The sequence below is a fragment of the Rathayibacter sp. VKM Ac-2801 genome, assembly GCF_009834245.1.
Taxonomy (GTDB): domain Bacteria; phylum Actinomycetota; class Actinomycetes; order Actinomycetales; family Microbacteriaceae; genus Rathayibacter.
The window spans coordinates 3,529,245-3,547,307 of record NZ_CP047183.1; the positions used below are offsets into that span (position 1 = coordinate 3,529,245).

Genomic DNA, 18,063 nt, shown 5'->3' on the forward strand with positions numbered 1-18,063 from the left:
GCCGGGCCGAAACTACTTTCTGTCGGGTGAACCTACGCAGGGCGGGGCAGCCCGTCAAGAGATGTCGTCGTTTCGGTCTTTTCGGTTTTTCGCCGGAGTCGTGCGAGGATCGACGCGGCGGCCCGCCGGGTCCGGAGCGGAGGAGCGATGCCACCACGCAAGCCCACCGGCACGATCACGCTCACCGATGTGGCGGCCGCCGCCGGCGTCTCGATCGCCACCGCCTCCAAAGCGCTCAACGGCCGCGACCAGGTGCGCGCCGAGACCCGCCAGCGCGTGCTGGACGCCGCCGAGGCCCTCTCCTTCACCCCGAACCCGTTCGCGCAGGCCCTCAACTCCCGGCGCACGGGCACCATCGGGATGCTCACCAACGACCTCGACAACCGCTTCGTGCTCCCCGTCCTGCTCGGCGCCGAGGACGCGTTCGGCGCCGGATCCACGTCGGTGCTGCTCTGCGACGCCCGCGGCGACTCGATCCGCGAGCAGCACCACATCAAGAACCTGCTCGCCAAGCGCGTCGACGGGATCGTGGTGCTCGGCCGGACGACGAACCCGCGTCCCTCGATCACCCGAACCATCCCGGTGCCGGTCGTCTACGCCTACGCGCCCTCGGAGGATCCGCGCGACTCCTCCTTCACGCCCGACAACGTGCAGGCCGGTGTCCTCGCCGCCCGCCACCTGATCGAGCGCGGGCGGACCAGGATCGCGCTCGTCAACGGCGAGCCGAGCTACACCGCCGCGCACGACCGCGCCCAGGGCGTCCAGCAGGCGCTGACGGAGGCGGGGCTCCCGCTGGTCGGCGGCGGCGTCCTCTTCGGGCAGTGGTCCGAGAGCTGGGGGCGCCAGTGCGCCGAGACGCTGCTGCGCGCGCATCCGGACCTCGACGCGATCATCTGCGCGAGCGACCAGATCGCCCGCGGAACCCTCGACCACCTGCGCGAGACCGGCCGGCGGGTGCCGCAGGACGTGGCCGTCGTCGGCTTCGACAACTGGGACCTGCTCGTCGAGGCCGCCCGCCCCCCGCTCTCGAGCATCGACATGATGCTCGACAAGCTCGGCCGCGCCGCCGCGGAGGAGCTCTCGAACGCGATCCACGGACGCCCGACCGCGGGCGTGCAGGCCATGCCCGTGCGCTTCGTGCCGCGCGAGTCCTCCGGCTGACGGCGCCCGCCCCAGCCGGCCCCCGCTCGCCGCCCGCCGCGAGTCTTCAGAAGTTGTCGCACTCGGCGTCGAGTGCGACAACTTCTGCGTTCTCGCGGCCGCGGTGGCAGGGCTCGCGGAACCCGGTGTTGACGCCGCGCGATCGGATGTGTACTTTCCAGTTATACGAATAACCGAGACCACGAGGAGGTGGGTCATGGCCGGCCGGACGGCGACGATGAGGCAGGTCGCGGAGCGCGCCGGCGTCTCCCAGGCGACCGTGTCCCTCGTGCTCAACAACGCTCCCGGCAACCGCGTCACCGAGGCCACCCGCGCCCGCGTCATGGAGGCGGTCGAGGATCTCGGCTACCGCACCAACGCCTTCGCGAAGTCCCTCCGCAGCGGGCAGTCGGGCATGATCGGCTTCGTCTCGGACGAGGTCGCCAGCTCCCCCTTCGCCGGCCGCCTGCTGAAGGGCGCGCAGATGCGGGCCTGGGAGAGCGGCCACATCATCCTCAGCGTCGACACCTTCGGCGAGCGCGCCCTCGAGGAGTCGGCGATCGACATGATGCTGTCGTACCGCGTGCTCGGCGTCATCTACGCCTCGATGTACCACCGCGTCGTCGAGGTGCCGGAGGCGCTGGGCGACGTTCCCACCGTGGTCGTGAACGCGCAGTCCGCCGGAGGTCGCTTCTCGAGCGTCTTCCCGGACGAGGAGGAGGGCGGGTACACCGCCACCCGCCAGCTGACCGGCGCCGGGCACCGCCGCATCGCCTACATCGACATCCAGCCCGCCGACAGCGACCTCCCCGCGGGCGTCGGCCGGCGGGCCGGCTACCGCCGCGCCCTCGAGGAGGCGGGCCTCACCGTGGATCCCCGCCTCGTCCGGCACGGCTCCGGCGGCACCGTCGAGGACGGCCCCGCGCTCACCGCGGAGCTTCTCGACGAGGCGGATCCCCCCACCGCGATCTTCTGCGGCAACGACCGCACCGCGTGGGGCGCCTACCGGGCGCTCGAGGCGCGCGGGCTCCGCGTGCCCGAGGACTGCTCCATCGTCGGCTTCGACGACCAGGAGACCCTCGCCTCCTACCTCGACCCCGGCCTCACGACCGTCGCGCTCCCCCACGAGCGCATGGCGCGCGACGCCGTCTCCCTCCTCCTCGCGGAACCGCGCGAGGAGCCCCGACCCCATCCCATCCATTGCTCACCGGTCCTCCGCGGATCGGTGACGAGTGCAGAGGTGCGCGCATGACGACGATGAAGTCCGCCCCCGGGATCCCCCGGCCACGGCGCCTCCTGAGCCCGAGGCAGCGCCTCGGCTCCGCTGCGAGGCGCGCCCTGCGCTCCTGGCAGTTATACGTACTACTGACTCCGGCGCTCGTCTTCGTGGCGCTGTTCAAGTACTGGCCGATGTACGGCGCGCAGATCGCCTTCCGCGACTACAACCCGTCGCTCGGCTTCTCGGGCAGCCCGTGGGTGGGCCTGGACAACTTCACCCGTTTCGTCTCGTCGTTCCAGTTCGGGCGCCTGATCGAGAACACCCTGACGGTGAACGCTCTGGGGCTGCTCATCGCCTTCCCGGTGCCGATCGTGCTCGCACTGATCGTCAACCAGCTGCAGAGCGAGCGCTTCAAGAAGTTCACGCAGACGGTGCTCTACTCGCCGTCCTTCATCTCGGTCGTCGTGGTCGTGGGCATGATCCACCTGCTCTTCTCGCCGCGGTCGGGGATCGTGAACAGCGCGATCGTCGCCCTCGGGGGAGAGCCGGTGTTCTTCATGGGCTCGCCGGACTGGTTCCGGCCCCTCTACATCGGCTCGGACATCTGGCAGAACGCCGGATTCTCGATGATCGTCTACCTCGCCGCCCTCACCGCGATCGACCCGGCTCTGCACGAGGCCGCCCGCGTCGACGGAGCGAGCAAGTGGCAGCGGATCCGCCACATCGACATCCCGGGCATCCTGCCGGTCATCACGATCCTGTTCATCCTGGCGATCGGCAATCTCTTCAACCTCGGATTCGAGAAGGTCCTGCTCATGCAGACCGACCTCAATCTCCCGACCTCCGAGGTGATCCAGACCTACGTCTACAAGGCGGGGCTGCAGCAGGCGCAGTTCAGCTACTCGGCCGCCATCGGCCTCTTCAACTCCCTGATCAACCTCGTCCTGCTGGCGACCTTCAACCAGGTCGCCCGCCGTGCGGGCCAATCGAGCCTCTGGTGACGACGCCATGACACAGACCATCCACCCCGACCGCACCGTCCGCGAGCCGTCGGCACCGCCTCCCCCTCACCGCACCGCGCCGGCGAAGCGCACCGGACGGTACGCGGACCCGGTGTTCAACACCGTCGCGATCGCCGTGCTGCTCCTGGCGATCGTCGCGATCGTCTACCCGATGTACTTCATCGTGATCGCCTCGTTCAGCGAGCCGTCGCAGATCCTCAACGGGAACGTCTGGCTCTGGCCGGCCGGGTTCACCCTCGAGGGCTACGGGCGGATCTTCTCGGACGGCGCGATCTGGCAGGGCTTCGGCAACTCGGTCCTGTACACGGTCGTCGGCACGGCGATCAGCGTCAGCACGATCCTCTGCGCGGCCTACGCCCTGTCGAGGAAGGACCTCTACGGGCGGACCGTCTTCCTCCTGATCTTCATCCTCACGATGTTCATCGACGGAGGCCTGATCGCCCGCTACCTGGTGGTGCGCGACCTCGGGATGCTGGACACGATCTGGGCCGTGGTCCTGCCCGGTGCGGTCGGGGTCTGGAACCTGATCATCGCCCGCGCCTTCTTCGAGAACAACGTGCCGGGCGAGCTGCGCGACGCCGCCCAGATGGACGGCGCGAGCGACTTCCGCTTCTTCTTCAGCATCGTCCTGCCGCTGTCGAAGCCGCTGATCTTCCTCATGATCATGATCCACCTCGTAGCCAACTGGAACGCCTTCTTCGACGCCCTGATCTACCTCGACGACGAGAGCAAGTACCCGCTCCAGCTGGTGCTCCGCAACGTCCTGATCCAGTCCGAGGTCACCTCCGCAGGCGGCTCCGGAGCGATGGACTCCTACGCCGCCGCCCAGCGCCTGGGCGAGCTGATCAAGTACGGAATGATCGTCGTCTCGACGATCCCCCTCTTGATCGTCCTGCCCTTCATGCAGAAGCACTTCACCAAGGGCGCCCTTCTCGGCGCCGTGAAGAGCTGACCCTCCACCCCTCCCGCACCACCCTTTCGACAAGAGGAACACGAACGATGAGACACCGCAGTTTCTTCACCACCACCGCACTCGCCCTCTCCGGCGGCCTGCTCCTGGCCGGCTGCACGACCGGCGGCGGGAACGACCCCGTCCAGGACCGCTCGAGCGAGGTCGGCTTCAACGAGACCGGCCTGCCGATCGTCGACGACACGCTGTCGCTGACCTTCGGCGGCACCAAGTCCGCCCTGTCCCCCGACTACTCCTCGATGCAGCTCGTGCAGCAGTGGGAGGCGGACACCAACATCTCGATCGACTGGAAGAACCTCCCCGAGCAGGTCTACGCCGAGAAGAAGAACCTCCTCCTCGCCAGCGACGACGTGCCGAACGTGCTGTTCAACTCGGGCCTCACCGACGCCGAGATCGTGCAGTACGGCGAGAACGGCACGCTCCTGCCCCTCGAGGACCTGATCGAGCAGCACGCGCCGACCCTCGCCGGGATCCTCGAGGAGCGGCCCGACATCCGCGCCGCGCTCACCGCCTCGGACGGCCACATCTACACGCTGCCCTCCGTCGAGGAGCTCGGGATCCTCCAGTACCCGAACTTCCTCTTCATCAACACCGCCTGGCTCGACGCGCTCGGCCTCCCGATGCCGACGACGATCGACGAGTACCGGGCCGCGCTCGAAGCCTTCAAGACCGGCGACCCCAACGGCAACGGCAAGGCCGACGAGATCCCGCTGTCCTTCCGCACCGACTCGTTCTGCGGCAACCCCCACGACCTGATCGCGGCGCTCGGCGGCCAGCCCGAGAACAACGACCACCGCATCGTGGTCGACGGGAAGGTGCAGTTCACGGCCGACACCGACGGCTACAAGCAGGGCGTCGAGGCCCTCTCCGACTGGTACGCCGACGGGCTCATCGACCCCGAGTCGTTCTCGCAGGACGACGTCGCCTTCCTCTCCAAGGGCAAGGCCGACACCCCGGTCCTCGGCTCCTTCTTCTGGTGGGAGGCGAAGGAGATGATCGGCGAGGACCGCCTCGGCGACTACGCGATCCTCGGCGTGCTCGAGGGCGTCGACGGCCAGAAGCGCGCCAGCGTCACCAGCAACCAGGAGATCAACCGCGGCGCGATGGCGATCACCCGCTCCAACGAGTACCCCGCCGCCACGATGCGCTGGGCCGACCGCCTCTTCGACCCCGAGATGAGCGCCCAGAGCAGCTGGGGACCCCTCGGCACGACCCTCCAGAAGGACGAGGCCACCGGCCTCCTCGTGCAGATCCCCGCCGCCGCCGGCGAGGCCGAGGGCGAGCGCCGCCAGAAGGTCGCCCCGGGCGGCCCGAAGATCACCACCGAGAAGGACTTCGAGACCGTCGTGGCCCCCGAGCCCCGCGCGAAGGAGCGCCAGGACCTGGTGAACGAGTACTACCTCCCCTACAAGGCGAACGACGCCTACCCGCCGGTGATGCTCTCGAACGACGAGCTCGACCGCGTCTCGTACGCGCTGACCGACATCAACACCCTGGTGAAGGAGAAGTTCGCCGCCTGGATCGTCAACGGGACCGTCGACAGCGAGTGGGACTCCTACGTCTCGCAGCTGGAGTCGATGGGCGCCTCCGACGTGACCGCGACGTACCAGCAGGCCTACGACCGCTTCCAGAACGGCGGCGAGTAGTCCCGGGGGCGCGGGCGGCAGCCGCCCGCGCCCCTCGTCCGGCCGCACCGAACCCCTCTCTTCAGGAGCCCTTGTGACCATCACCACGACGACGGACGCCTGGCGTCCGTCCGCCCACTTCACCGCCCGATCCACCTGGCTGAACGACCCCAACGGGCTCCTCTTCCACAACGGCACATACCACCTGTTCTTCCAGAACAACCCGACCGGCAGCACCTGGGGCAACATGTCCTGGGGCCACGCGACCTCGACCGATCTGGTGTCGTGGAGCGAGCAGCCCGTCGCGATCCCCGTCCTCGACGGCGAGATGGCCTTCTCCGGCAGCGCGGTCGCCGACGTCCGCAACACGGCGGGCTTCGCCGGCCCCGGGGAGACTGCCCTCGTCGCGGTCTACACGGCCGCCCGCGAGCCCCTCCCGGACGGCACCGGAGCCTCACAGGCCCAGGCGCTCGCCTACAGCGTCGACGACGGCGTCACCTGGACCCGGTACGCGGGCAACCCCGTCCTCGACATCGGCTCCGCGGAGTTCCGCGATCCGAAGGTCTTCTGGTTCGGCGGGGACGACGGCCACTGGGTGATGGTCGCCGTCGAGGCGGTCGACCGGCGCGTCGCGGTCTACACCTCGCCCGACCTGATCGCGTGGACCCGGCGCTCCCACTTCGGCCCCGCCCACGCGACGGGCGGCGTCTGGGAGTGCCCGGACCTCTTCCCGCTGCGCGTGCGCGGCACCGACGAGGTCCGCTGGATGATGATCGTCAGCCTCAACCCGGGCGGCATCGCCGGCGGCTCCGGCAGCCAGTACTTCCTCGGCGACTTCGACGGAGCCGAGTTCACCGCCGACCGGATCAGCGCGTCCGAGGACCCCGCCGACTACGACTGGCTCGACTACGGCCGCGACTACTACGCGGCCGTCTCGTTCAACGACGCCCCCGAGGGCCGCCGCCTGACGATCGCGTGGGCCAGCAACTGGGACTACGCGAACGAGACGCCCACCGGCCCGTGGCGCTCGTCGATGTCGCTCGTGCGCGAGCTCGACCTCGTCCGCGGCGCCGACGGCCGCCTCCGCCTCGCGCAGCGGGCGGTCCTGCCGACGGGGCCCGCGTCCCGCGACGTCCGCGTCTTCGACGTCGCCGTGTCCCGCCTCGCCGGCGACCGCACCGAGCTGCGCCTGCTCACCGGCTCGACCGACGACGAAGTGGTGCTCACGGTCGACGGCGACGAGGGAGTGCTGACCTGCGACCGCACGCGCAGCGGCGCGGTCGACTTCGCGGCGTCCTTCCCCTCGGTCGACTGGGCTCCGCTGCCCGCGCCCGACGAGTCGGGGCGGATCCCGGTCCGCATCGTCGTCGACGCCTCGGTGGTCGAGGTGTTCCTCGGCGGGGGTCTCAGCACCCTCACCCAGCTCGTCTTCCCGTCGGCGCCGTTCACGACGCTGCAGGTCCGCGCGGCGGCGGAGTGAGCGGGCCCGGCAGCGGCTCGGGCTCCGGCTCGAGCCCCGGCCCCCGCGTCCTCGTCGTCGGCGAGACCGTCGTCGACGTCGTCGAGCGGGACGGGAGCCGGTCGGAGCACGTCGGCGGCTCGCCCGCGACCGTCGCCGTCGCGCTCTCCCGGCTCGGCCGCTCCGTCCGCTTCGCGACCGCCCTGGGCGACGACGAGCGCGGACGCCGGGCCCGAGCGCACCTGGAGGAGTCCGGAGTCGCGGTGTCGGCGCCCGCGCGCGGCACCACGTCGACGGCGGCGGCGGTCATCGGCGCCGACGGAGCGGCCCGCTACGAGTTCGACCTGAGCTGGGACCCGGACCGCATCGACCCTGGCGGAGCCGCGCACCTCCACACCGGGTCGATCGCCGCCTTCCTGCGCCCCGGTGCGGACGCGGTCACGGACCTGATCGACCGGCTGCCTTCCGGGACCTCCGTCAGCCTCGACCCCAACATCCGGCCCGAGGTGCTGCCTCCGCGCGCCGAGGTCGTCCGCGTCCTCGAGCGGCTCCTCCGGCGCTGCGACGTGGTGAAGCTGAGCGACGAGGACGCCGGGTGGCTCCACCCCGGCGACTCCGTCGACGCCGTCCTGGACCGCCTCCTCGCTGCCGGCCCTTCGCTGGCGGTCGTCACACGGGGCGGCGAGGGGATGGTCCTCGCATCCCGTCGGGCCCGGGTCTCCGTTCCCGCCTCCCGCATCGCCGTCGCGGACACCATCGGCGCCGGCGACACGGCCATGGCCGGGCTGATCGACGCCCTCCTCGACAGCCGGACCACCGCTCTCGACGAGGGCGCCCTCCTCGCGGCGGGCCGGTGGGCGGCCCGGGCGGCCGGCGTCACCGCCTCCCGCATCGGCGCGGATCCGCCCCTCCGGTCCGAGCTGGCCGGGCTCTGACGGCCGGGCGGAGCGGCGTCCCTCCCGGCCGCCTCCGCCCCTACGCTGTCCCCATGGTCCTCGACGAGGAGAGCACCCCCTCCGCGCCCCGCCCCCGCCGGCGGCGCGCGGCGGTCGTCGCGGGCGCCGTCGTCCTCGCCGTGGCCGCCGTCGCCGCGGTCGGCGGCTTCGCCGACGTACCGGAGGAGGACCAGCCCGTACTCCGCCTCGGCGAGACGTTCTCGAACGAGCTGTACTCCGTCACCGTCGAGTCCGTGGAGATCGCGGACGCCGATCCGCTCGCGCCCACCCCGGACGGCACGCTCGCCGTCGTGGCCCGCGCGACCCTCCTGCACTCCGGCGACGAGCCGGCGCGCTCCCCCGAGGACTGGCTCCGCCCGCTCGACCTCGACCTCTCGCCACTCGCCCTCTCCCTCGTCAGCGCCCGCGACGGATCGATCGCCCCTCCGATCCAGCCCGGCCTCCCGGTGGAGGTCTTCTACATCTGGCGCCTGGCCGAGGGTGCGGACGCCGCCTCCGGCGATCCCGTCCGCCTGGGTGTCTACGAGCGCTACGTCGACACCACCGGGCCGATCGACGGCGCGCGCACCGCTCCCGTGCTCGTCGGCGTGGTGGACGGCGAGCAGTGACCCGCCGTCTCGCCGCGGCCGGAGCCGTCGCCCTCCTCACCGCCGCCGCGATCGTCACCGCGACGGCCCCGAGCGACGACGACGTCCAGACTCCGCTCGCCCGCAGCGGCGGAGTCGGCGAGCGCGTGGAGTCGCGCACCGTCGCGGTCACCGTCCACGGCGCCGTCCTCGCGCGAGAGCTCGCCGTCGAGGGTCGCGAGGACCTCGACACCACCTCGCCCGGTGTCTGGCTCGTCGTCGATCTGACCGCCGTCTGCCGCCTCTCCTCCTGCGCGTTCGACGAGAGCGAGCTGCGCGTCGACGGCCGCCGCTTCGCCCCCGCGACTCTCGTGCCGTTCCCGTCCTTCGTCCAGCAGTCCCCGTCGGCGGGCCTGCCCTACCGGCAGAGCGCCCTCTTCGAGCTCCCCCGCGGCAGCGCGTCCGGCGAGGCGGAGCTGGTCGTGCAGACCGGGGACACGGGCGCCCTCGACTCCGTCGCCGTGGTCCGCCTCCCCCTCCCCGAGCGGATCGACGACAGCGCTGCGGTCGGTCCGGTGCGGCTCGTGCAGGCGGCCCCGTGATCCGCCGCCCCGGAGCGGGAGTCGTCGCCCTCGCGGTCACCGTGCCCCTCCTCGCCGCCGTGATGATCGCCGCGCCGATCCTCGAGCGCGCGCAGTACGACCCCGAACCCGTGTCCGTGCCGGCGGGGACGACGGCTCGCGAGGGCGGGCTCGAGGTCTCCGTCCGCGCAGCCGGCGAGTTCCCCTCCGGCTCGGGCAGCATCGATCTGCCGGCCGGTGCCGCGATCGTCGCCGTCGTGGTCGACATCGCTCCCACCCGCGGTGAGCGGGCGACAGCCTGCTTCCTCCGCCTGAGCGCACCCGGCCCCGACGGACGGGTCGAGTGGCTGCCGGAGGACGACGTCACCCGCTACGGCTACGCCCGCGGCGGCGACGAGTTCTCGCCGGACTGCGACGTCTCGGTCGCGGATCCGTCGAGCATCGAGGCCGTCTTCCTGGCGCCCGTGGACGTCATCGCCGACGCGGCCCTCGACGTCACTCTGCAGAGCGCGTCGGGGCGCTCTCGGACCCTGCGGATGGAGCTGCCGGAGCCGGAGTGACCGAGCGCCTGCGCCACGCGTCGAGGGAGCGGTCGAAGGCGGCGGCCAGCAGGGTGAGTCGGAGGGTCTCGACCAGCGCGGAGACGAGGAGCGACACCACCGGGAACGCGACGACCCACCAGACCCCGTCGTGCGGCCCGATCGCGCGGGTCAGCGCCCAGAGCAGCCACTGCCCGAGCGCGGCGAGCAGCGCGTACGAGGCCGCGTAGACCGCCAGCGTGCCGACGTCCGTCCGCGCGATGAGCCGGCCCGCGACCGAGAGCGGCTTGTAGACGTCGTCCCACTCGTCCGTCACGAGGTACGTCTGCCGGGCGAGCCGCGCCGGCAGCCGGCCGACGCCCGCACGCAGCCGCGCCTCGAGCCGCGCCGAGACGATCCGCTCCTCGGCGACGGAGGCGAGCTCGCGGCTGTAGACGATCCCGGCGATCAGCAGCCATGCCAGCGGCAGCGCGAGCAGCTGCAGGAGGATCGGCACCAGGCCGTCGATCCCGTCGATCGCGACGCGGATCGGATCCCACAGGTCGCGCAGACCCTGCCGCAGGTCGAGCCCCCAGCGCACGATGCGCCGGTCCTGGATCCAGCCGAGGACCCCGCCGAATATCGCGCTGATTCCGCTCACCGCGACGAAGACCCAGACCGCCTCCAGGTAGATCTCGACCAGGGCGGCCCAGCGGGGCAGGCGCGCCCCGAAGCGCTTCAGCACCAGACGCCCCGCGAACGCCAGCACGATCACCAGCAGCACGAGCGGGCTGTCGCCCGGCGACAGGAAGTCGCCGCCGCCGAAGGAGTAGCGGAACGCGCGGTTGGCGTAGGAGGCGAAGTCGGCCTGCAGCAGGCCGAGCAGGCCGTAGAGCGCGAAGAAGGGGATGATGCTCGCGAGCAGGATGCCGGTGAACTCGCCGACCGCCGCGAGGCCCCGTGGCGGATCGACGCGCTCCCCGGCGAGCGCCGCGAACGCGGGCATCGAGCGCCGCACCGCGAGGAACATCCCGATGTACGAGACCAGCCGCGCAAGCACCGCGAGCGGCAGCAGGAGGAACGCGGCGAGCGGCACGTCGGGCCCGAGCGGGGCGGCCAGCGCGAGCACGGATTCGCGCACGAGCGTGCCGCCCAGATACCAGGCGAGCACGGCGGGCCAGGCCCGCAGCAGCGCGGACGCCCACGTTCCGAGCAGAGCGGTCACGCGCTCATCGTAGGGGCGCCTCCGCCGTCCGCCGAGACGCGCCCTCCCTGGCTGCCTCCCTGGCTCCCTGGCGAGACGCCGCCCCGTCTCCCGAGGCACCGCCGCCCCTCCGAAGCACCGCCCTCCCTCCTCGCCCTCCGTCGAGACACCGCTTTCCCGGTCGAGACATCACCCGTACCGCGGTGTCTCGGCGATCCGAGCGGCGCCTCGGCGTTCGAGCGGGTCCGGCCCGCACCAGCGCTGATGCCCGCGCTCCGAGCAGAGCGCGCCTCCGCACCGAACGGAGCACACCCACCGCGACGCCACCTCCGCACTCCGGCGAGACACCGCCTTCCCACTCGAGACACCACCCTCACCGCGGTGTCTCGGCGATCGGAGCGGCGCCTCGGCGAGCCGGCCGTCACCACCGCGAAAGTGCACGCACTGCCCGTGCACAGCCCGCCCACAGCGGTGCCGCCCCCGCCCCGCCCTCCGCCGCGACGCCGCCGTCCCTTTCGAGACACCGCCGTCACCGCGGTGTCCCGGTGATCGGAACGGCGTCTCGGCGGATGAGCGGGCCGGGCGGGCATCCGCGGGGACTCCCGTGCAACGAGCAGCGGAGAGGCGCAGACGTTCGTCGGACCCCTCGGGAATCCGGCGCACGGCCAGTCAGTGATCAGCTGTCTGCGATCAGCCGGGATCAGCTGCTGGTGCGCTCACCGCGGCGTCGGAGGGTTCGGACTTCATGACCTGCACACGACGACCGGCCGTGATGAGCTCCCAGTCATCGCTCTCGGCGACGGGGACGACGTCGCACAGCGTGCTGATGCGAGAGCGGCGGCCGACGAGGAGGACGTCAGTGCTGGCAGTCACTGGAGTCCGCCGGGATCAGAACGCGGTCAGCACGTTGCGCACGTGCTCGACCTGTGGCGCTCCGGCGAGGTGTTCGCCGATGAGCGCGCGCCACGCCTGGAACTGCTCAGACCCGCGGAAGTCGATCATGTGGTCCTCCACGGTCTCCCATCCCACGATGAGGCGGTACCGCAGAGGGAATTCGTCCGAGCGCTCGAGTTGCAGAGTGCGGGCGCCTCTGGCCTGCTGGAAGAGCGGGGCGGCGGCGGCGACGGCTTCCTCGAACGCTTCGTCGTGGCCGGGGAGGACCTCGATCTGGGCGATCTCCCGCACCATCCGCACATCGTCGACCGCTCCGGCGTGCTCGCCGTCGATGCGACCGTGCTCGCCCGTGGCGACCATCGTCCGGGTGGAGTCGAGCGAGCCGTACGTCCAGAAGATCGCCATCGGCTCGGTGTCGGAGGCGTTGGTGAAGTGATGCGGGATGTTCGCGGGGACGAAGGTCGTGTCGAAGGTCGAGAGCGGGGTCTCGGCCCCGTCGATGTCGACGATCGCGTGACCTTGGATGACGATGACCGATTCGGCGACGTTGTGGGTGTGATGGCCGATGGCTGCGCCGGGCTGGAACTGGGTGATGCCGTTGAGGTAGCTGGTTCCGCCGCGCGCGGCGGTGACCAGGGGCGTGGTCCTGGCTCCCGCGCCGCGGTCCTTCGAGGGGAGGTCGGCGAGGCGGAAGACGCGCGGGGAGTAGCTGGAGATCGCGAGGGTGTCGGGCATGATCAGTCGCCTCCGATGGTGATGAGGTCCGCTTCGGTGTCAGCGTTCGCCACGCTGAGAGTGGCGGGGGTGACCGCGTAGCCGATGGAGAGCGTCTTCACGTTCACGAACTCCCGGATGCCGTCGACCCCGAGCTCGCGGCCGTAGCCGGACTTCTTGATGCCGCCGAACGGCAGGCGCGGATCGGAGGCGACGATGCTGTTGATGAAGACGGCACCGGCGTCGACGTCGCGCGCGAGCCGGTCGGCGCGCTCGAGGTCGCTGGTCCAGATCGCGGCACCGAGCCCGAAGTCGGTGGTGTTGGCGAGGGCGATCGCCTCCTCGACGTCGGCGACGCGGATGATCGCGGCGACGGGGCCGAAGGTCTCCTCGGTGAACGCGGCGTGCTGAGGGGTGACGTGGTCGAGGATGGTGGGCTGGTAGTAGAAGCCGTCACCGACGACCACCTCGCCGCCGATGGTGACGACGGCGCCGGCGGCGATGGAGCGCTCGACCTGATCGTGGAGGGTCGCGCGGAGGTTCTCGCGGGCCATTGGGCCGACGGAGGTGCGACGGTCGAAGGGGTCGCCGACGGTGAGCGCGCGCACGTTCTCCGTGAAGGCCGCAACGAACTCGTCGGCGATGCTGTTCTCGACGATGAACCGCTTCGCGTTGACGCAGCTCTGCCCGTTGTTGGCGAATCGGGCCTTGACGGCGGCGGTCGCAGCGGCGGGGATGTCGGCGTCCTCGAGGACGATGAACGGGTCGGAACCGCCGAGTTCGAGGACCTGCTTCTTCAGGGCCGCTCCGGCCTGTGCGGCGACGATCTCGCCGACCTCGGTGGAGCCCGTGAGGGTGACGGCGGCGATGCGGTCATCGGCGATGAGTCCGGCGACTTCGCTGGAGTCGATCATGACCGTGCGGAACAAGCCCTTCGGGGCGCCGGCTTCGAGGAAGATCTTCTCCACTTCGAGAGCGGATCCGGGGACGTTGTTGGCGTGCTTGAGGATCGCGCCGTTCCCGGCTGCGAGGGCGGGGGCTGCGAAGCGGAAGAACTGCCAGAAGGGGTAGTTCCAGGGCATGATCGCCAGCACGACGCCCAGCGGTTCGTACACGACGCGGCTGTCTGCGGCGCCGGAGGGGACGACGGTGTCGGCGAGGAACTCGGCGGCGTGGTCGGCGTAGTAGTCGAGGGTGAGCGCGCACTTCTCGACTTCGGCTTCCGCCTCGACGACGGGCTTGCCCATTTCGCTCGTCATGAGGTGCGCGTACTTCTCGGCACCGGAACGCAGGACGGCGGCGGTGCGGCGCAGCAGTGCGCTGCGCTCGGCGACGGGGGTCCTCCGCCAGAGCTTCTGTGCCGCCACGGACTCATCGAGGATGGTCTGCACCTGGTCAGGGGTGTGGGCCTTGTACCGGCCGATCTCCTGACCGTTGCGCGGGTCGATCGCTGTGATCATGGGTGGTTCTCCTTGCAGGTCGGAGTGGAAGGGCAGGTCAGAAGAGGGGGTAGGCGAGGGTCAGCCCGCCGACGATGAGCATCACCAAGGCGACGATCGCGCCGCGCCAGATGACCTTCTTGAAGTGGTCTCCGAGGCTCACGTTCGCCAGGCCGATCAGCAGCAGGAAGGACGCCACGAGCGGGCTGGACTGGTGCAGTGCCTGGCCGACGAGGGAGGCGCGTGCCATCTCGACCGGTTCGAGACCGAAGGTCGAGGCGGTCGCGGACAGGATCGGCAGGACTCCGAAGTAGAACGCGTCGTTGGTCATCACGAAGGTCAGGGGGATCGAGAGGATTCCGGCGATGACGGCCATGAACGGGCCGAGTCCGCTGGGGATCACGGAGACGAGCCATTCGGCCATCGCTTCCACCATGCCGGTGCCGTTGAGGATGCCGGTGAGGACGGTGGCGGCGAAGACCATGCCGACGACGCTGATGACGCTGTCCGCGTGGGCTTTGATCTGCGCGGACTGCTCCTTGATCTTCGGGAAGTTCACCACCAGGGCGATCGCCGCTGCGGCCATGAAGATCACCGCGGGCAGGACGACGTCCATGACGAGGATCGTCATCACGGCGAGGGTGAGGACGAGGTTGAACCAGATCAGTCGCGGGCGCGCGTTCGGGCGGACGGCGATTCCGCCGGTGAGGGACAGGTCGGGGGTGAAATTGTTCGTGATGACGACGCTGGAGCCGCTGGCGGGGGAGGAGCTGCCGGCGCCGCCTCGCTCACCGCGGCGGGCGGCGCCGGTGGTGCGGGACCGGGCGGCCACGTTCTCGTCGACGAACGTCTCATCGGACTCGTCGGAGAGGTCAGGGCGCTTCAGGAACCCCTGTGAGGGGCGCAGCTCGAGCTCGCCGATGCGCGTGCGCTCGCCGCGGCCGAGGAAGTAGGCCAGCACGACGACGGCGACGAGGCCGGCCGCGATCGCCGGGATCATCGGGACGAAGATGTCGATCGGCGAGACTCCCAGTGCGGCTGCCGCGCGGGCGGTGGAGCCGCCCCAGGGCACGGTGTTCAGGACGCCGTTGGACATCGCAGCGACCACGGTGAGGGTGACGGGGCTCATTCCGAGGCGCAGGTAGAGCGGGAGGAACGCTGACGTGACGATGATGAAGGTGGTCGAGCCGTCGCCGTCGAGGGAGACGATCGAGGTGAGCAGCGCCGTTCCGACGACGAGCTTCACGGGGTCGTCGCCGACGAAGCGCAGGATCAACCGGATCAGCGGATCGAAGAGGCCGACGTCGATCATCGTGCCGAAGAAGATGATGGCGAAGAACAGCAGTGCCGCCGTCGGCGCGAGCTTGAGGATCGACTCCTCGATCATGTCTCCCATGCCCAGGCCGGCCCCCGTGAAGGCGCCGAAGATCAGCGGCACGAGGATGAGGGTGGCGATCGGGGTCGCTTTCTTGGCCATGACGAGATACAAGAACACGGCGATCATGCCGAAGCCGAGAATGACGAGCATCGTTGCTCCCTAGGTTGGAATGGCCGGCACGCTGCAGTGGCGTCGCGGGGTCGGTGGCTCAAGTTATACCCGTAGGTATACCTGTTTGCAAACTAAACTGTCCGCATGGTGACCCAGCGCACGCGACCGACCGTTGTGACCGACCCCTCCACCCTCGGCAGCAGGCTCGGCAAGACGGAGATCGTGTACCGGCAGATCAAGGCCGACATCGAGAGCGGCGTGTACCAGCCGGGGGAGCAGCTGCCCGAGGTGATGCTCGTCGAGCGCACCGGCGCCTCGCGCACACCGGTTCGCGAAGCACTGCGCCGTCTCGCCGCCGAGCAGCTGGTCGACATCGCGCCCAGGAAGGCGCCGACGGTGTCACGGCTCTCCTTGAAGGGAGCTCGCGCGCTGTTCGACTACCGACGCCTCCTCGAGCCGGCGGCACTGCGCGAGGTCGCTCGCCGCAGCGGCCAGGACTCCACCGTCTCCGCCGTCTTCCTCGACTTGACTGAGCGTTTCGAGGCTATCAACGGCGTGGGGTACTCCCCCGACTTCGCCGCGGCCTTCGCTGCGCTGGCGACCGAGTTCGATGACGCTGTCGTGGCGACCACGCCGAACGAGTACCTCGCTCGTGCGATCGACGAGCTCCGGCCGCACACCGCGCGCCTCCGCCTCATTGCGCACGCCGACGTGGGGCGCCTCGCCGAATCGGTCAGAGAGCACCTCGAGATGTGCCGGGCCGTGATCTCCGGCGACGCCGATCGGGCAGCCGTCGCGTGCACGCAGCACCTCTTCCACGTCGACCAGGGGATCTTCAACACTCTGCTCTCCTCGACTCGCGTCAGCAGCGCCCTGGTCGACCTCGCGGACTGACCCACTGGATGGCCCCAGCTGTTGCCCCATAGGAATACGTTAAGGTATACAGAGATCCGGACGGCCAACGGGGTCACGTCCGCCGAGAGGTTCGAACATGGTTGAGACCACCACCGAGCGCGACCGCATCGCTCCGGCACCGTTGCGTGACTTCGGACGCGAGGTACTCGAGTGCTTCGGTGTCCCTACCGACGACGCCGCACTGGTGTCCGACTCGCTCGTCCAGGCCGATCTGTGGGGTCACCAGTCTCACGGCCTGCTGCGACTGCCGTGGTACATCGACCGGCTGCGCTCCGGAGCGATGAAAGCGGTCACTGAGCCGACGACCCTGATCGACACCGGCTCGCTTCTCCTGCTGGACGGACATGACGGAATCGGTCAGGTGCTGGCCGACAGAGCTCGATCCGAAGCCGTCCGCCGCGCGCGCCTGCACGGGATCGGCGCGGTGGGAGTGCGCAACTCCAACCACTTCGGGACGGCGATGTACTTCACCCGCCGCGCCGCCGCCGAGGGGTGCACAGCGATCCTCACCACCAACGCCTCACCCGCCATGGCCCCGTGGGGCGGCCGTGAGAAGGGCGTCGGCACCAACCCCTGGTCGATCGCCGCTCCCTACGGGGAGAAGGTCGTCGCACTCGACATCGCGAACACCGCCGTCGCACGAGGCAAGATCTACCTCGCCCGCCAGAATGGCGTCCCTATCCCTTCGACGTGGGCGCTGACCCCGGACGGCCACGAGACCACCGACGCGGAGCAGGCCGTGCACGGAGTGATCCTCCCGATGGCGGGACACAAGGGTTACGCGATCAGCTTCATGATGGACGTCCTCTCCGGAGCGCTCACCGGATCGCAGGTCGGCCGAGGCGTGCACGGGCCCTATGAGGCCGACAAACCCAGCGGTGCCGGCCACCTCTTCATCGCCATCGACGTCGCCGCCATGGGCGACCCGGAGGCCTTCGCGGGTCGAGTGCACCGGATGGTCGACGAAGTGAAGCAGACCCCGCTGGCTCCTGGCCACGACGAGATCTTCTACCCCGGCGAGCTCGAAGATCGCGCAGAGATCGCGAATCGCGATGCCGGGATCCTGCTGCCGGAGAACACCTGGCTGGATCTGGAGAAGCTCGCCGCCGAGACCGGCCTCGACCTTCCGCGGGAGCGATGATGAACCTCACCGATCACCTCCCGCGCGCCTCCTCCTGGGAGGACCGCCAGGCCGCCGCGGAGACGATGATCCCCCTCATCGGCGAGCTGTACCGCCGCCGCGACGTCATCACCTCGCTGCACCGGCGCAGCTTCATCGATCACCAGCCCGGCTGCCTCGAATCGCCGGAGATCGTCTCCAGCGACATCCTCGGCTCCCGCTAGGCCGCGGT

Annotated in this window: 18 protein-coding genes; 13 read left to right on the top strand and 5 right to left on the bottom strand. The window is 70.4% G+C overall.

Features of this window, described 5'->3' with window-relative positions:
* Positions 1 to 147: 147 nt before the first annotated feature.
* The 10 genes from GSU45_RS16485 (at position 148) to GSU45_RS16530 (ending at position 10,098) form a co-directional block, all read left to right on the top strand.
* Entirely contained in the window at positions 148 to 1,161 is a 1,014-nt protein-coding gene (locus GSU45_RS16485; protein WP_159916611.1) for a LacI family DNA-binding transcriptional regulator, read from the top strand.
* Between the two features lie 196 nt (positions 1,162 to 1,357).
* The gene (locus GSU45_RS16490; protein ID WP_159916614.1) at positions 1,358 to 2,392 is read left to right on the top strand and encodes a LacI family DNA-binding transcriptional regulator; all 1,035 of its coding nucleotides are present in this window, start codon (positions 1,358 to 1,360) and stop codon (positions 2,390 to 2,392) included.
* A gap of 134 nt (positions 2,393 to 2,526) precedes the next feature.
* Positions 2,527 to 3,360 carry an ABC transporter permease subunit gene (locus GSU45_RS16495; protein ID WP_244230552.1) on the top strand — a complete coding sequence of 278 codons (834 nt, stop codon included), beginning with the start codon at positions 2,527 to 2,529 and terminating at the stop codon, positions 3,358 to 3,360.
* Between the two features lie 7 nt (positions 3,361 to 3,367).
* Entirely contained in the window at positions 3,368 to 4,333 is a 966-nt protein-coding gene (locus GSU45_RS16500) for a carbohydrate ABC transporter permease (RefSeq protein WP_159916617.1), read from the top strand.
* A gap of 47 nt (positions 4,334 to 4,380) precedes the next feature.
* A complete protein-coding gene (locus GSU45_RS16505) occupies positions 4,381 to 5,997 on the top strand; it encodes an ABC transporter substrate-binding protein (protein WP_159916620.1) in 1,617 nt (538 codons plus the stop codon).
* A gap of 73 nt (positions 5,998 to 6,070) precedes the next feature.
* Positions 6,071 to 7,456, top strand: coding sequence for a glycoside hydrolase family 32 protein (locus tag GSU45_RS16510; RefSeq protein WP_159916622.1), 1,386 nt, complete (start codon positions 6,071 to 6,073; stop codon positions 7,454 to 7,456).
* Entirely contained in the window at positions 7,453 to 8,370 is a 918-nt protein-coding gene (locus GSU45_RS16515) for a PfkB family carbohydrate kinase (protein WP_159916624.1), read from the top strand. Before GSU45_RS16510 ends, GSU45_RS16515 begins: the two co-directional genes overlap by 4 nt.
* 53 nt (positions 8,371 to 8,423) lie before the next feature.
* Entirely contained in the window at positions 8,424 to 8,999 is a 576-nt protein-coding gene (locus tag GSU45_RS16520) for a hypothetical protein (protein WP_159916626.1), read from the top strand.
* Positions 8,996 to 9,559 (top strand): hypothetical protein, encoded by a 564-nt coding sequence (locus GSU45_RS16525; RefSeq protein ID WP_159916629.1) that lies wholly within the window; start codon positions 8,996 to 8,998, stop codon positions 9,557 to 9,559. Before GSU45_RS16520 ends, GSU45_RS16525 begins: the two co-directional genes overlap by 4 nt.
* On the top strand, positions 9,556 to 10,098 hold the full coding sequence (locus tag GSU45_RS16530) for a hypothetical protein (protein ID WP_159916632.1): 543 nt from the start codon (positions 9,556 to 9,558) through the stop codon (positions 10,096 to 10,098). The genes GSU45_RS16525 and GSU45_RS16530 overlap by 4 nt, the downstream gene beginning before the upstream one ends.
* On the opposite strand, the gene GSU45_RS16535 is transcribed toward GSU45_RS16530, so the two are convergent.
* The 5 genes from GSU45_RS16535 to GSU45_RS16555 form a co-directional block, all read right to left on the bottom strand.
* Positions 10,034 to 11,281: a hypothetical protein gene (locus tag GSU45_RS16535; protein ID WP_159916635.1), complete on the bottom strand. Its 1,248-nt coding sequence runs from the start codon at positions 11,279 to 11,281 to the stop codon at positions 10,034 to 10,036. The genes GSU45_RS16530 and GSU45_RS16535 overlap by 65 nt on opposite strands.
* Positions 11,282 to 11,950: 669 nt before the next feature.
* Positions 11,951 to 12,133: a malate:quinone oxidoreductase gene (locus GSU45_RS16540; protein ID WP_159916638.1), complete on the bottom strand. Its 183-nt coding sequence runs from the start codon at positions 12,131 to 12,133 to the stop codon at positions 11,951 to 11,953.
* A 15-nt stretch (positions 12,134 to 12,148) separates the two neighbouring features.
* Positions 12,149 to 12,889, bottom strand: coding sequence for a cupin domain-containing protein (locus tag GSU45_RS17345; protein WP_159916641.1), 741 nt, complete (start codon positions 12,887 to 12,889; stop codon positions 12,149 to 12,151).
* A 2-nt stretch (positions 12,890 to 12,891) separates the two neighbouring features.
* Positions 12,892 to 14,328 carry an NAD-dependent succinate-semialdehyde dehydrogenase gene (locus tag GSU45_RS16550; protein WP_159916644.1) on the bottom strand — a complete coding sequence of 479 codons (1,437 nt, stop codon included), beginning with the start codon at positions 14,326 to 14,328 and terminating at the stop codon, positions 12,892 to 12,894.
* A gap of 37 nt (positions 14,329 to 14,365) precedes the next feature.
* A complete protein-coding gene (locus GSU45_RS16555) occupies positions 14,366 to 15,835 on the bottom strand; it encodes an SLC13 family permease (protein ID WP_159916647.1) in 1,470 nt (489 codons plus the stop codon).
* A 105-nt stretch (positions 15,836 to 15,940) separates the two neighbouring features.
* Between GSU45_RS16555 and GSU45_RS16560 the strand changes: the two genes are divergently transcribed.
* The 3 genes from GSU45_RS16560 (at position 15,941) to GSU45_RS16570 (ending at position 18,055) form a co-directional block, all read left to right on the top strand.
* Positions 15,941 to 16,690 carry a GntR family transcriptional regulator gene (locus GSU45_RS16560; RefSeq protein WP_159916649.1) on the top strand — a complete coding sequence of 250 codons (750 nt, stop codon included), beginning with the start codon at positions 15,941 to 15,943 and terminating at the stop codon, positions 16,688 to 16,690.
* Positions 16,691 to 16,787: 97 nt separating this feature from the next.
* A complete protein-coding gene (locus tag GSU45_RS16565; protein ID WP_159916651.1) occupies positions 16,788 to 17,852 on the top strand; it encodes an Ldh family oxidoreductase in 1,065 nt (354 codons plus the stop codon).
* A complete protein-coding gene (locus GSU45_RS16570; protein ID WP_159916654.1) occupies positions 17,852 to 18,055 on the top strand; it encodes a hypothetical protein in 204 nt (67 codons plus the stop codon). The genes GSU45_RS16565 and GSU45_RS16570 overlap by 1 nt, the downstream gene beginning before the upstream one ends.
* Positions 18,056 to 18,063: the final 8 nt, after the last annotated feature.

Bases quoted from the DNA above. Each gene is read 5' to 3' on its own strand.
- GSU45_RS16485 (WP_159916611.1), top strand. From the start codon at position 148: ATGCCACCACGCAAGCCCACCGGCACGATCACGCTCACCGATGTGGCG.
- GSU45_RS16490 (WP_159916614.1), top strand. From the start codon at position 1,358: ATGGCCGGCCGGACGGCGACGATGAGGCAGGTCGCGGAGCGCGCCGGC.
- GSU45_RS16500 (WP_159916617.1), top strand. From the start codon at position 3,368: ATGACACAGACCATCCACCCCGACCGCACCGTCCGCGAGCCGTCGGCA.
- GSU45_RS16505 (WP_159916620.1), top strand. From the start codon at position 4,381: ATGAGACACCGCAGTTTCTTCACCACCACCGCACTCGCCCTCTCCGGC.
- GSU45_RS16520 (WP_159916626.1), top strand. From the start codon at position 8,424: ATGGTCCTCGACGAGGAGAGCACCCCCTCCGCGCCCCGCCCCCGCCGG.
- GSU45_RS17345 (WP_159916641.1), bottom strand. From the start codon at position 12,889: ATGCCCGACACCCTCGCGATCTCCAGCTACTCCCCGCGCGTCTTCCGC.
- GSU45_RS16550 (WP_159916644.1), bottom strand. From the start codon at position 14,328: ATGATCACAGCGATCGACCCGCGCAACGGTCAGGAGATCGGCCGGTAC.
- GSU45_RS16555 (WP_159916647.1), bottom strand. From the start codon at position 15,835: ATGCTCGTCATTCTCGGCTTCGGCATGATCGCCGTGTTCTTGTATCTC.
- GSU45_RS16560 (WP_159916649.1), top strand. From the start codon at position 15,941: ATGGTGACCCAGCGCACGCGACCGACCGTTGTGACCGACCCCTCCACC.
- GSU45_RS16565 (WP_159916651.1), top strand. From the start codon at position 16,788: ATGGTTGAGACCACCACCGAGCGCGACCGCATCGCTCCGGCACCGTTG.
- GSU45_RS16570 (WP_159916654.1), top strand. From the start codon at position 17,852: ATGAACCTCACCGATCACCTCCCGCGCGCCTCCTCCTGGGAGGACCGC.